This is a genomic window from Delftia sp. GW456-R20 (assembly GCF_001622915.1).
Lineage (GTDB): Bacteria > Pseudomonadota > Gammaproteobacteria > Burkholderiales > Burkholderiaceae_C > Comamonas > Comamonas acidovorans.
In genome coordinates this window covers 1,045,223-1,058,774 of record NZ_LWCN01000004.1, presented here as the reverse complement: position 1 = coordinate 1,058,774, position 13,552 = coordinate 1,045,223, and the positions used below count along the sequence as shown (strand labels likewise).

The 13,552-nt window shown below is 68.1% G+C and carries 11 protein-coding genes; 7 read left to right on the top strand and 4 right to left on the bottom strand.

What is annotated here, in order from left to right; all coding sequences use genetic code 11:
* Nucleotides 1-18: 18 nt before the first annotated feature.
* Together A4F85_RS10115 and A4F85_RS10110 are read right to left on the bottom strand one after the other, a co-directional pair.
* Entirely contained in the window at nt 19-1,533 is a 1,515-nt protein-coding gene (locus A4F85_RS10115; RefSeq protein ID WP_063327951.1) for a 4-hydroxyphenylacetate 3-hydroxylase family protein, read from the bottom strand.
* Nucleotides 1,533-2,681: a branched-chain amino acid ABC transporter substrate-binding protein gene (locus A4F85_RS10110; protein WP_063326507.1), complete on the bottom strand. Its 1,149-nt coding sequence runs from the start codon at nt 2,679-2,681 to the stop codon at nt 1,533-1,535. The genes A4F85_RS10115 and A4F85_RS10110 overlap by 1 nt, the downstream gene beginning before the upstream one ends.
* Nucleotides 2,682-2,968: 287 nt before the next feature.
* Here A4F85_RS10110 and A4F85_RS10105 point away from each other — a divergent pair, with 287 nt between their 5' ends.
* The 7 genes from A4F85_RS10105 to A4F85_RS10075 all read left to right on the top strand — a co-directional run bounded on the left by A4F85_RS10105 (nt 2,969) and on the right by A4F85_RS10075 (nt 9,184).
* The gene (locus A4F85_RS10105; protein ID WP_063326506.1) at nt 2,969-3,886 is read left to right on the top strand and encodes a branched-chain amino acid ABC transporter permease; all 918 of its coding nucleotides are present in this window, start codon (nt 2,969-2,971) and stop codon (nt 3,884-3,886) included.
* Nucleotides 3,886-5,067 (top strand): branched-chain amino acid ABC transporter permease, encoded by a 1,182-nt coding sequence (locus A4F85_RS10100; RefSeq protein ID WP_063326505.1) that lies wholly within the window; start codon nt 3,886-3,888, stop codon nt 5,065-5,067. Before A4F85_RS10105 ends, A4F85_RS10100 begins: the two co-directional genes overlap by 1 nt.
* Nucleotides 5,057-5,884, top strand: coding sequence for an ABC transporter ATP-binding protein (locus A4F85_RS10095; RefSeq protein WP_063326504.1), 828 nt, complete (start codon nt 5,057-5,059; stop codon nt 5,882-5,884). Before A4F85_RS10100 ends, A4F85_RS10095 begins: the two co-directional genes overlap by 11 nt.
* Nucleotides 5,877-6,575, top strand: coding sequence for an ABC transporter ATP-binding protein (locus A4F85_RS10090; protein WP_013802990.1), 699 nt, complete (start codon nt 5,877-5,879; stop codon nt 6,573-6,575). Before A4F85_RS10095 ends, A4F85_RS10090 begins: the two co-directional genes overlap by 8 nt.
* 115 nt (nt 6,576-6,690) lie before the next feature.
* Nucleotides 6,691-7,965 (top strand): flavin-containing monooxygenase, encoded by a 1,275-nt coding sequence (locus A4F85_RS10085; protein WP_063326503.1) that lies wholly within the window; start codon nt 6,691-6,693, stop codon nt 7,963-7,965.
* Between the two features lie 53 nt (nt 7,966-8,018).
* The gene (locus A4F85_RS10080; protein ID WP_012204875.1) at nt 8,019-8,453 is read left to right on the top strand and encodes a RidA family protein; all 435 of its coding nucleotides are present in this window, start codon (nt 8,019-8,021) and stop codon (nt 8,451-8,453) included.
* 53 nt (nt 8,454-8,506) lie between these two features.
* A complete protein-coding gene (locus A4F85_RS10075; RefSeq protein ID WP_063326502.1) occupies nt 8,507-9,184 on the top strand; it encodes a DUF1028 domain-containing protein in 678 nt (225 codons plus the stop codon).
* 67 nt (nt 9,185-9,251) lie between these two features.
* Here the strand turns inward: A4F85_RS10075 and A4F85_RS10070 are convergent, their stop codons facing one another.
* Together A4F85_RS10070 and A4F85_RS10065 are read right to left on the bottom strand one after the other, a co-directional pair.
* On the bottom strand, nt 9,252-12,314 hold the full coding sequence (locus A4F85_RS10070; protein WP_063326501.1) for a diguanylate cyclase: 3,063 nt from the start codon (nt 12,312-12,314) through the stop codon (nt 9,252-9,254).
* Nucleotides 12,315-12,557: 243 nt separating this feature from the next.
* Nucleotides 12,558-13,529 carry a LysR family transcriptional regulator gene (locus A4F85_RS10065; RefSeq protein WP_063327950.1) on the bottom strand — a complete coding sequence of 324 codons (972 nt, stop codon included), beginning with the start codon at nt 13,527-13,529 and terminating at the stop codon, nt 12,558-12,560.
* Between the last annotated feature and the right edge of the window lie 23 nt (nt 13,530-13,552).

Here is a 13,552-nt window from a genome sequence, read left to right as displayed (position 1 = left end):
GTCGGGCCCCGGCAGCCTTCAGTCGCTGGCGTTGTGATTGCGAAACCATTGCGCCACCGCCCCGTCGCCCTGGGCCGGCGCCTGCGTGGCCTTCACGCGGTCCGACAGGCCGGCGGACTTGCCCACGAAGTCCAGCGGCGCATCCCAGTTGAAGTGTCGGTACACGGCCGCCGTCTGGGCGTAGGGCGGGCATTGTGCAAACAGCTGGAAGCTGAGCCGGTGGCCGGCGTGGTCCGAGTCGAGCAGGTCGCGCGCATAGGCCAGCAGCCTGCGGCGGTCGTCGGCCTGCCATTGCGGGCCGAGGGTGTAGAACTTGCGCAGCCAGGGGCCGGTGTCCTCGTTCTCGAAGCTGGCGTGGTCCGGCGTCAGGCAGACCTGGCCGCCGCACAGCTCGCGCACGGTGTTCATCATGTGGTGCAGCTGGCCGGTGGCCAGCGACCTTCCGGTGAACAGCAGCGACTGGTTGGGCATCATCAGCCCGGCCGGGCTGCGCTCGGCCAGCGCGATGGCGGCCGTGAGGTGGGCGTTGATGCCTTCGCGGTAGCAGGCCAGGCCGGCCAGCCTGTCCTGCACGGCCTGCAGCTTCTCCACGCCGGTCTGGCGCGCGTTGTGCAGGGCCGTGCCTATCAGCATGTCGGCCAGCTTGAGGCTGCGCTGCAGGAAGGTGAAGGCCGAGTAGCGGTGCAGCGTCTCGCGCAGGAAATGGGCGGCCCGGGTGTGACGGTAGAACAGCACGTTCTCCCAGGGAACCAGCACGTCGTCGAAGACCACGATGGCGTCCACTTCGTCGAAGCGATGGCTCAACGGATGGTCCTGGGCCGATGCGCGGGCGGCCAGGCCCGGGCGGCATATGAAGCGCAGGCCGGGCGCGCCCAGGTCGCAGATGAAGCCTATGGCGTATTCGGACTGCGCCGCGTCGCCCCAGTGCGCCAGCCCCGGCTTGGTGAAGGCCTGGTTGGCATAGGCGGCAGCGGTCTCGTACTTGGCGCCGCGCACGATGACGCCTGCATCGGTCTCTTTCACCACATGCAGCAGCACGTCGGGGTCCTGGTCCTGCGGCAGGCGCGAGCGGTCGCCCTTGGGGTCGGTGTTGGCCGATACGTGGAACAGGTCGCCACGCACCACGCGGCGGATGTGGGTGCGGATGTTGGCGGAAAAGCGCGGGTCCAGCTCGTTGAGCACGTCCTGGCCATCGAACAGCGACCACATCTCGCCCACGCTCTCGTCGCCCACGCGCATGACCACGCCGCCCATGTCCTCCAGCAGCAGGTCGGTGGCGCGGCGCTTGTCCCACCAGTCCTGGCGCGTCAGCGGCAGCTTGTGGGCGATGGGGTGGCGCTCGCCGTCGCCTTCGTCGTAGGTGAGCGCGTCGCGCAGCGCGGCCTCGTGCTGCAGGTCGTACATGCGCGCGCGGATGTCCACCAGCGGCTTGAACATGGGGTGGGTGGTCACGTCCTTGACGCGCTCGCCGTTCATCCAGACCCGCCGGCCATCGCGGATGGAGTCGCGGTACTGGCTGCCTGTCCTGATCATCAGCGGCTGGCCCACTTGCCGTCTTTGACCTCGTGCAGCTGCAGCTCCACGGGCACCTGCGTCTGGCCGTTGGCGTCGAAGGTCACGGTACCGGTCACGCCGTCGTAGCGTATGGCGCGGATGGCCTTGGCCACGGCCTGCCGGTCCTTGGTGCCGGCCGTCTTGAGCGATTGCAAAAGGATGCCGGTGGCGTCGTAGGCGTACTTGGTGTACGGGCTCTCGGAGTCGGCATAGCCCTTGGCGGCATAGGCGCGGCTCATGGCGTCCAGCCGGGGGTTGGTCTGCGATTTGGGCGTGCCGACGATGGTGCCGTCCGCAGCCGGGCCGGCGATCTGGATGAGCTGCGGATCGAAGATGCCGCTGATGCCCAGCATGGGCTGCTTCATGCCCAGCTCGGCCATCTGCTTGCGCACGATGCCGGCCTCGGTGATCACGCCGCCGAAGTAGACCGCGTCGGGGTTCAGGCTCTTGATCTTGGTGAGGATGGAGCGGAAATCCGTCGTGCCCACGGGGTAGCTTTCCTCGGCCACCACGCTGCCTTTTTCTGCCTTGTAGAAGCTGCCGAACGAGGCCAGGTTGGCGCGGCCGTAGTCGCTGGTGTCGGCAATGATGGCGATCTTTCTTGCGCCCAGGCCCGTGGCGGCCCAGGTGGCCAGGGGCTTGTTCTCGTTGACCAGGGTGGGCGTCACGCGCGTGGTGTTGGCGAAGTTCTGGTCGGTGATCTTGGGGCCGATGGCGCCCCAGACGATGAAGGGCATCTGCACGCGGTTGAACACCGGCAGCGTGGCCAGGGCCACGGGGCTGTTCCAGTGGCCTATGGCGCCCACCACGTCGCGGTCGTTGACCAGCTTGAGCGCGGCGGACACGCCGGTCTGCGGGTCGGAGGCATCGTCCAGCACCACGCCCTCCACCTTGAACGGCACGCCGGCCGTGGCATTCCACTGGTCGATGGCCAGCAGGAAGCCGTTCTTCGCCCCCAGGCCCTGCTGTGCGTTGCCGCCGCTGACGGGGCCGATGAAGCCCAGCTTCACGGTGGACTGGGACCAGGCCGCGCCGCAGGCCAGCGTGGCGGTGGCCAGCGCCAGGGCGGATGCGGCAAGGCGCCGGCGCGATGGCAGGAGGGCGGTGGTTGTCGTAGGGGCTTGCATGGTCGATCGGTCCTGTTCAGGTGAAGACGAGGGGCAGCCATGGCGGCCCGGGGAGGCCGGGGCGGCGGGGCGCCACGGTGCATGGCGGGCTGGCCGGCGCTGTCTGGCAACGCCGCCGGATCAATGTATCGCCGCACCTGCCCGGGACTGGATCGCGTTTTCCGAAGCAGCGCCTCGGCAAAAGCGACGCAGGTTTTGCGCGGTTTCTTGCTTCAATGGTTGCGTGACATGGAGACAAGCGAAGCCCCGCCAAACCGGCCGAACCCGACACAAGAGGAATCCTATCGATGCATGACGCGCTGTTCCAGCAACTCATCAACTGGCTGACCCTGGGCTGCATCTACAGCCTGCTTGCCCTGGGTTTCAGCCTGTTGTTTGGCGTGCTGCAGGTGATTCACTTTTCCCATGGCGACGTGGCCATGGTCGCCCCCTTCATCGCCCTGGCGGCCGTGCAGGCCCTGGCCGCCGCGCTGGGCGGCTCGGCCCCCTGGCTGGTGCTGGGCCTGGCCTGCCTGGTGGCCATTGCGGCCGTGGGAGGGCTGGGCGTCGCCCTGGACCGGCTGGTGATCAGCCGCTTTCGCAATGCGCCGGCCATGATGCCGCTGGTGGCCACGGTGGCGCTGGGCATCGTGATCCGCGAGCTGATCCGCCACCTGTACCCGCAGGGCAGCAATCCGCACGCGTTCCCGGCGATTGCGCAGGGGGCCGTTCCCACCCCGTTCGGGCCGCTGCCCCTGATCAGCGTGGTCTCGGTGCTGGTGGCGGTGGCGCTGGTGGGCGTGCTGCTCTATGTGCTGCACCACACGCCCATGGGCATGCGCATACGCGCCGTGTCGCAGGACCGCGAAACCGCGCGGCTGTTCTCCATTGCGCCGGGGCCGGTGTTTCGCAACACCTTCTTCATTGCCTCGGCCACCGGTGCGGTGGGCGGCATCTTCCTGGCCAGCTATGCGGGCGTGGTGCGCTTTGACTTCGGCGTGCAGGCGGGGCTGATCGGCTTTTCCGCCGCGGTGGTCGGCGGCCTGGGGCGGCTGGGGGGCGCCATTGTCGGCAGCCTGCTGATTGCGGCCATCGAGACCATCGTGCAGGGCTATGTGCCCAATGGCACCTCGTACCGGCTGGTGTTCGTGTTCGCCCTGGTGATCCTGGTGCTGATCTTTCGCCCCGCCGGCCTGTTCGGCGTTCAGAAAATGGAGAAGGTGTGATGCAGACAACGACGATACAGGCGCCGCCGCGGGCGGCTCCACGGAGTGCGGGCTCTGCCGCCATCGTGCTGGGCGTGGCCCTGGCGGGCGCCGTGCTGCTGCGCCAGTTCCTGCTGGCCGAAAGCTGGATCACGGTGCTGGCGTTGCTGGCCTGCTTTGCCGTGGCCCTGGTCGCGGTGCAGAAACGCCCGGCGGTGGAAGACCGCATCGTGGCTGCCTTCGGCCAGTGCAGGCCGCTAGCCGTGGGCACGGGCGTGGTGCTGGCCCTGGTCTTTCCGTGGGTGCTGGGCGGTGACAGCTACGCCATGCACCTGATGATCATCGCCTGCCTGTACGCGGTGCTGGCGCTGGCGCTGAACTTCCAGCTGGGCAGCGCCAACATACCGAACTTCGCCACCGGCGCGTCCTACGGCATCGGCGCCTATGCGTCGGCCCTGCTGGCCATCCACTTCGGCGTGAGCTTCTGGATCTGCCTGCTGGTGGCCGCCGCCGTGGCCACGGTCTTCGGCTTTTTGCTGGGCCTGCCGTCCATGCGCACCCGCGACAGCTACCAGGCGCTGGTGACGATCGCCTTCGGCATCGTCGTGCACCAGCTGCTGATGAACCTGGAGTGGACGGGCGGCGCCAACGGCCTGGTGGGCATTCCTTCGCCCACATTGTTCGGGCATTCGTTCAACGACCCCATCACGCTGTGGGGCCACAGCCTGCCGGGACAGGCCAACTTCTACTACGTGGCCGTCGCCCTGCTGGGGCTGGCCATCGTCTCGGCGCAGCGCCTGCACAGCTCGCGCGTGGGCTTGGCCTGGAATGCCCTGCGCGACGACGAGATCGCCGCGCGCGCCTGCGGCATCAACGTCACCTGGTTCAAGGTCAAGGCCTTTGCGGTGGATGCCTTCCTGGCGGGCTTTGCGGGCACGGTGTATGCGTTCTATGTGAGCTTCATCTCGCCGGACAACTTCACCTTCCTGGTGTCCGTGACCATCATGACGCTGGTGATCGCAGGCGGCATGGACAACACGCTGGGCGTGATCGTCGGCGCCTTCCTGCTGACCATGCTGCCGGAGAAGCTGCGGGCGTTTTCCGACTACCGCATCCTGTTCTACGGCCTGGTGGTGATCGCCTTCCTCATCATCCGCCCGCGCGGCATCTTCCCCCAACGGGTGCGCAACCATGAGCATTGATTCCCATCCCAACCACCATGCCGCGCCCGCAGGTCCGCTGGTCCTGGAGGGGCGTGGCCTGACCATGCGCTTCGGCGGCCTGACGGCGGTGCAGGGCGTGGACATCCACCTGGCGGCGGGCGAGGTGCTGGGCATCATCGGGCCCAACGGCGCGGGCAAGTCCACCTTGCTGAACCTGCTGACCGGCATCTACCAGCCCACCGAGGGCGAGGTGCTGCTGCAAGGCCGCTCGCTCAAGGGCATGGCCGCGCACGACATCGCGGGCGCCGGCATTGCGCGCACCTTCCAGACCAGCCGGCTGTTCGGCTCGCTGAGCGTGCTGGACAACGTGATCATCGGCATGCACTCGCGCACCCGCTGCGGCGTGCTCACCGCGCTGCTGCGCCCGGCCGTCTCGCGCGCCGAGATGAAGCGCTGCGCCGAGCGCGCCTGCGCGCTGCTGCAAAGCGTGTCCAGCGACCTGCACCAGCGCCGCAACGTGCTGGCCAGCAGCCTGCCGCAGGCCGACCGCCGCCGCCTGGAGATTGCGCGCGCCCTGGCCGCCGAGCCCCGCATCGTGCTGCTGGACGAGCCCTCCAGCGGCATGGACGACCGCGACACGGATGCGCTGATCGCCGACATCCAGCGCCTGCGCGAAGGCAATCCGGCGCTGGGCTTCATCATCATCGAGCACGACATGCGGCTCATCGCCACCTTGCCGCACCGCGTGATGGTGCTGGACTACGGACGCAAGATCGGCGACGACAGCTTCGAGGCGGTGCGCCGGCTGCCGCGCGTGCAGGAAGCCTATCTGGGCAGAAAGGCCAGCCATGCTTGAACTGGACTCCATCAGCACACGCTATGGCGTGGTGAACATGCTCAACCAGGTCTCGCTGCAGGTGCCCGAGCACAGCATCGTCTGCCTGCTGGGCCCCAACGGCGCGGGCAAGACCACCACCTTCAAGGCGATTGCGGGCCTGCTGCCCGTGCACCACGGCGCCATCCGCGTCATGGGCCAGCCGCTGGCGCGCATGCGCACCGAAGACCTGGCCGGCCTGGGCGTGGGCTTCGTGCCCGAAGGCCGGCGCCTGTTTGCCGAGCTGACCGTGCAGGAGAACCTGAAGATCGGCCACGACGCGCTGCGCCCGCAGCAGGGCTTTGCCCAGGCGCTGGAGCGCGTGGTGGCCCTGTTCCCCCGGGTGGGCGAGCGCTTGACGCAGGCGGCCGGAACCCTGTCCGGCGGCGAGCAGGCCATGGTGGCGCTGGGCCGCGTGCTCATGGGCGAGCCGCGCCTGGTGGTGATGGACGAGCCCACGCTGGGCCTGTCGCCCAAGCTCATCGAGGAGTACTTCGAGACGGTGCAGCGCATCCACAGCCAAGGCATCACCGTGCTGCTCATCGAGCAGAACGCCGAGGCGGCGCTGTCCATCGCCCACACCGGCTATCTGCTGCTCAAGGGCCAGCTGGTGGCCTCGGGCACGGCCAGCGAGCTGCTGGCCAACGACGTGGTGAAGCACCTGTACCTGTAGCGCCGCACGGGCGGCCTTCACCTCCTTCCCTTTTTTGTTGCGGACCACACCAAGGCAGTCGGCACCGCGCCGATGCGGGACGGCCTGCGCCTTTTTTTCCTGAGAGACCCACACCATGACAGCTGACATTCAAACCATCAACACGCTCGTGGTCGGCGCCGGGCAGGCCGGCATTGCGGCCAGCGAACACCTGAGCCAGCTTGGCGTAGAGCACCTGGTGCTGGAGCGCCAGCGCATCGCCCAGGCCTGGCGCACGGGGCGCTGGGACTCGCTGGTGGCCAACGGGCCGGCCTGGCATGACCGCTTTCCGGGCCTGGAGTTCAAGGGCGACCGCGACGGCTTTCCCGGCAAGGACGAGGTGGCCGACTACTTCGAGGACTATGTCCGCCAGATCAAGGCGCCCGTGCGCACCGGCGTGGAGGTCAGGCGGGTCACGCGCAACCAGGGCCGGCCGGGCTTCACGGTGGAAACGTCCGAGGGCGTGATCGAGGCCCGCAACGTGATCGCGGCCACGGGGCCGTTCCAGGTGCCGGTGATCCCGCCGATAGCGCCGGCTGCGCCCGCCGATGGCGGCCTGCTGCAGATCCATTCCGCGCACTACCACCGCCCCGCGCAGCTGCCCGAAGGCGCCGTGCTGGTGGTGGGCGCAGGCTCCTCGGGCGTGCAGATTGCCGATGAACTGCAGCGCGCGGGCCGCAAGGTGTTTCTCTCGGTAGGCGCCCATGACCGGCCGCCGCGTGCCTATCGCGGCCGTGATTTCTGCTGGTGGCTGGGCGTGCTGGGCGAATGGGATGCGGCCATTGCCAAGCCCGGCCGCGAGCATGTGACCATTGCCGTCAGCGGCGCGCGCGGGGGCCACACCGTGGACTTTCGCGCGCTGGGACACCAGGGCATCACCCTGGTGGGGCTGACCGAGTCCTTCGCCGATGGCCGGGTGCGCTTCCGGGACGACCTGGCCGAGAACATCGCCAACGGCGACGCCAACTACCTGGCCATGCTGGATGCGGCCGACGACTACATCCGCCGCAACGGCCTGGACCTGCCCGAGGAGCCCGAGGCGCGCAGGCGCCTGCCCGATCCGGAGTGCGTGACCCAGCCCCTGCGCGAACTCGACCTGGCCGCCGCAGGCATCACCTCCATCATCTGGGCCACGGGCTACAGGGTGGATTTCAGCTGGCTGCAGGTGGACAGCTTCGAGCCCGGCGGCAAGCCGCGCCACCACCGCGGCGTGGGCCACGAGCCCGGCATCTACTTCCTGGGCCTGCCCTGGCTGTCGCGCCGTGGCTCGTCCTTCATCTGGGGCGTGTGGCATGACGCCAAGTTCGTGGCCGACCACATCGCCAAGCAGCGCCGCTACAGCGACTACGACGCCGCTGCCCGCAGCAGGTAGCAGGTAGCGCGCTCTGAGACACCTTCCCATCCACCCCCTGCAGGAGCCAGACCATGCCCACCCATACCCGCATCCGCATGTTCAACACCAAGGACACCTATCCCAACCAGTCGCTGGACAACGACCTGTGCCAGGCCGTGCGCGCCGGCAACACCGTCTATGTGCGCGGCCAGATCGGCACCGATTTCGAGGGCAATCTGGTCGGCCTGGGCGATCCGCAAAAGCAGGCCGAGCAGGCGATGAAGAACGTCAAGCAGCTGCTGGAGGAAGCGGGCAGCGACCTGTCGCACATCGTCAAGACCACCACCTACATCATCGACCCGCGCTACCGCGAGCCCGTCTACCGGGAAGTGGGCAAGTGGCTCAAGGGCGTGTTTCCCATCTCCACGGGGCTGTGCATCTCGGCCCTGGGGCAGCCGCAGTGGCTGATGGAGATCGACGTGATCGCGGTCATCCCCGATGACTGGCAGCCGCCGGCCAGCGCCTGAACGTCGACCACAGCAATCACCTGGTACAGCCGCATAGGCAGGAGGCAGAAACCATGACTTTTTCGATTGTGGGGCGCTGCGAGCGCACCGGGCAGCTGGGCGTGGCCATCAGCTCGTCCAGCATTGCGGTGGGCGCGCGCTGCCCCTGGGTGCGCGCGGGCGTAGGCGTGGTGTCCACGCAGAACATCACGCTGCCCGCCCTGGGCCCGCGCGTGCTGGACCTGCTGGAGCAGGGCGCCGACCCCCAGGCCGCGCTGCGCCAGGCGCTGGACGACGGCAGCTGGCCCCAGTACCGCCAGGTCACCGTGGTGGACGCGCAGGGCCGCACCGGCGTCTTCAGCGGCAGTCAGGCCCTGGGCATCTTCACCAGCGCCGTGGGGCGGCAATGCGTGGCGGCCGGCAACCTGCTGGCCAGCGAACGCACCATCGAGGCCATGGTGCCGGCCTTCGAGCGCAGCGCCGACCTGCCGCTGGCCGAGCGCCTGCTGGCCGCCATGCGGGCCGCCATGGCCGCGGGCGGCGAGGCCGGGCCCGTGCATTCGGCCGCGCTCAAGGTGGCGGGCGAGCACAGCTGGCCCATGGCGGACCTGCGCGTGGACTGGTCGGAGCACGATCCCATCGGCGCGCTGCAAGGCCTCTGGGCCGCCTACGCGCCGCAGATGCAGGACTACCAGACGCGCGCCATCGATCCCACGGCCGCGCCCAGCTACGGGGTGCCCGGCGATGAATGAGGCGGCCGGGTAGCTGACACATCGCCTTGCCCGGGCGCACGGGCGTGTCGCGGCACTGGCGTCGCGCTCACTTGGCGTCCGAAATCACGGGGGTATCGGGCGTCCAGCACGTGGTGCGGTTGCGGCCATTGCGCTTGGAGAAGTACATGGCGGCGTCGGCCCGCTCCAGGCAGCGCTCGACCGATGCCTCGCCCTCGTCCATGAGGCATACGCCCAGGCTCACGGTGAAGCGGATCGGGCCGTCCTGGCCCTGGACGGACACGGCCAGCGCCGCCACGGCCTCACGCAGGTTCTCCGCGCGCCGCAGTGCGGTCGGGGCGTCCACGTCCGTCAGCAAGACGGCGAATTCCTCGCCGCCCAGGCGGCCCAGCATGTCGCCCTGGCGCAGCTGCTTGGACACCGCGATCACCAGATGCCTGAGCACCTCGTCGCCCACGCCATGGCCGAAGCTGTCGTTGACGCGCTTGAAATGGTCGATATCCAGCATGATCAGTGCCGACGGATGGCTCAGTCCCAGGCGCAGGTGCTCCAGCTCCGACTCCATGCGCGTGATGAAGGCCCGCCGGTTGCTGGCACCCGTGAGCGCATCGGTCAATGCCAGGGCTTCGAGCTGCGTCTCGCGCCTCTTGTAGTCCGTCACGTCGTGGAATACCCAGCAGTAGCCAAGCAGCCGCTCCTGCCTGCGAAGCGGCAGCAGCTCCGTTTCTATATGGCGGCCGTTGGACAGGGCAAAGATCGTTCGTTGCGACAGGGCACCTGCCCCCGGTTGCGGCGCAGGCTGCAAGGCCCTTGCCATGGCCGGGGGCAAATAGGACAGCAATGTCTGCAGGCTTTTCCCCACAAGGTCCGTGGCGGACAGCGGCAGCTCGAACAGGTCCACCAGCATTGCGTTGCTTGCCCTGATGCATTGCCCTGCGTCGTCGGTCACCAGGATGCCCGCCGGAAATTTCTCGATGATGGCCTCCAGCCGTTGCTGTACCTCGTGCAATGCGCTTTCCGCCTGATGGCGGGCATCTACGTCGAACAGTGTCCAGATCACATTGCCCTGTGGGTCTTCGGGGTCCAGCAGTGCGCCCTGCATGTCGAACCAGCGCATGTGTCCGCCCTTGACCTTCAGTGCCCACTCGGTACGCACCGTGCCCTTCAGGCTCAGGCGCTCGTACAGCGATGCGAAGCTGTGGAAGCTGTCGCTGGACGTATGCAGCTGCTGGAATGAGCACTGCGGCTCGAGCGCGCCCGCCGCAAGGCCAAAGCACTCGGCTGCCTGGGCATTGGCGTAGACGATGCTGCGGCGATGGCTGGCGACAAGCACCAGGGCGCTTCCGCGCTCCAGCAGGGCGCCCACCATGTGGGTCTGCTCCACCCGTTCCTGGATATCGGTGTGCATTCCCAGCATGCGCAATGCCTTGTTGTCGGCATCGCGCAGGGTGACTTCCCCGCGCGATTCGATCCATCGCCAGGAGCCATCGGCCTGCCTTATGCGCATCTCGACACGGAATGGGTCGCCGTGTTCAAGGTGGCGCCTGAGCCGTTCCTGGACGCGAGGCTGGTCCAGTGGGTGCAGCAGATGCATGAAGCCGGCCACGGTGAACGAACCGAGTGCCTGGTCCGGCATGCCCAGCATCTGGTAGCAGCGGGCATCCCACAGCACCTGGTCCTGTTCGCGGTCCCACTGCCAAAGTCCGTCACGCACGGCGCCGATGGTCAGCCGCAGACGCTCCTCGCTTTCGTGAAGCGCCTTGCGCAGGCCTTCGTCCTGGGTGACATCGAGGATGTAGCCATGCCAGAGCACGGTTGCGTCTTCGGTGCGTTGCGGGCGTGCATGGCCCTGCAGCCAGCGCACGGAGCCATCGGCGGACTGTACGCGGTACTTGCAGGCCCAGTCCCCATGGCTGCGCATCGCTTCGTCGATGGACTGCCTGAGCGCGGAGATATCTTCCGGATGAACCCGCTGTGCCAGGTCCTGCAAGGCAGTGCCTGCCGTATCCGCATCGATGCAGTGCATTGCATAAAAGCCGGGGTTGGCAAACGACAGGGCGTAGTGGCCGGCAGGGTCCCAGCTGTACTGGAACAGGCCGCCCGGCACTTCCTCGGACAGGAGATGAAAGCGCTCTTCGGACTGGACCCGCTGGTCCTCCTCCCGCCAGCGCTGGAACGCCAGCCAGGCCGTCAGCATCCCGCCCAGAAAAATCAGCAGCGTGCCTATCCCGTTGCGCCACAGGCTCTGCCGTATGGTTTCGTTGAGCGGGCCGAACACGGCCTCGTGGTCCAGCCCCGTGCTCACCAGGATCGGAAAGCCGCTCACGCGGCTCCAGGCATACATGCGCTGTATGCCGTCGGTGCTCGCCAGCGCCTCGTAGGTGCCATGCGTGACGTCGGGGGCAAACAGCGCCACCCGCGCCGCGGGCAGCTGGCGCCCGAGCACCCGATCCTGGTTCTGCGAGCGTGCAAGATAGGTGCCGTCCTCGCGCAGCAGCAAGATCACGTCGCGCGGGCTGTCGAAGATGGCCTGCAGCTGCCGCGACAGGTACTGCGGCGACAGCGACACCACCAGCACGCCCGCAAACGCGCCTCGGTGGTGCAGGGCGCGGCTCAGCTGGATACCCCATTGCCCGGAAACCCGTCCCTGCACCGGACGGCCGATGAAGGTTCCCTGCGTCAGGCCCTTCAGATGCGCCTGGAAATGTTCGCGGTCGAGAATGGACACGCTCTGCGCAGGCGGCTCCGAGGCTGCCAGGCTCGAATACACCACCTGGCCGTTCGCATCGGCCACGGCCACCTGGACGATGGTGCCGGGCGGATAGGCCTCCTGGACGCTGGCGACGGCCCGCCCGAACGCCTGCGAGTCACCCGACTCGTAGTCCCGGGCCAGGTCCCGCAGGGAATAGTTCAGGCCCGACAGCATGGTCCCGGCCTGCGCGGAAACCGCCTGGGACATCTGCGAGACGCGCAGCCATGCCTGATCCCGTGTGTAGCGCTGCATGTACTGGTGGCTGGTCAGCAACGCGGCCCAGTACAGCCCCGCTGCCAGCACCATGAAGCAGACGCCCACGATGACGGCCAATGATGTTCTTGCGTGCGAGCGCGAGGAAAGGGCGGGACGATGGATAGCGGTGGAACGAGAAGACATGCAACGCAGCGAGACAAGAAAAGAGATCTGCAACGCCAGCCGTCAACCGCAATGACCCACCGATACAGCGCCCATGCACGCCACAGCGCTCGAGACGCAGGTCCTGCCTGCCGGTGGGCCAGAGCAACCGATATGACTCTGTGGATACGCTGCTCTGTAAGCATGCTAACCCAGATAGGGGCCCGCGCGATAGCCAGGAAGGCAAGGCGGGGGGCCTGCAGGCAGCAGCAGCCGGCGCGCAGCCTATCTGCGCGTCCCGGATGTCTGGGGTGTCTTGGGTGTCTTGGGCGCCGCGGTCCTGGCAGCGTCCGGGGCCTGCCCGGGTTGCTCCTGCGGAAGCACCCGCGCGCACAGGAAGTCCACCAGTGCCCGCAGCTTGGGCGAGGGGTGCTTGCTGGCTGGCCACAGCACATGGAAGACATTGGTGTGCTCCATGCAATCCGCCAGCACGGGCTGCAGCCGGCCGTCGGCCAGCGGCTCGCGGATGGAGAACTCCGGCAGGTAGGCGATGCCCAGGCCCTGCAGCGCAAAGCACAGCCGGGTTTCGATGTTGTTGCAGATCATGGAGGTGGGCAGTTGCAGCTCGGGCGCGCCCGCTGCGCGCCGCAGCACCCAGGGCTCCAGCTTGCCGCTGTGGGGATAGCGGTAGTGCAGGCAGCTGTGCTGCAGCAGATCCTCGGGCACCCGGGGCGTGCCGCGCTGCGCCAGGTAGCCGGGCGAGGCCACCAGCAGGTAGCGGAAGTCGCCCAGCCGTCGCGCGGACAGGCGTGAGTCGGCGGGCGCGCCCGTGCGCACCACGGCGTCGAAGCCGTCCTCGATCACATCGACCAGCTGGTCGGTGAAGTCCAGGTCCAGCTCGATCTCGGGATAGGCGCGCATGAACTCTCCCAGCACCGGCAGCACCAGCGAACTGACCAGGGGCAGGCTGACCCGCAGCCGGCCGCGCGGCGCGGTGCTGGCCTGCGACAGCTCCAGCTGCGCGGCCTCGATCTCGGCCAGGATGCGCCGGCTGCGCTCCAGGAACAGCGCGCCCTCGGCCGTCAGCGTAATGCTGCGTGTGCTGCGGTGGAACAGGCGCACGCCTAGCCGGTCCTCCAGCCTTGCCACGCTCTTGCCGACGGCCGATGCCGAGATGCCCAGCAGCCGGCCGGCCGCCACGAAACTGCGGGTCTCGGCGACCTGCACGAACACCACGAAACCGTTCAGGCTGTCCAAACGCCGCTCCTTCATTGCGGACA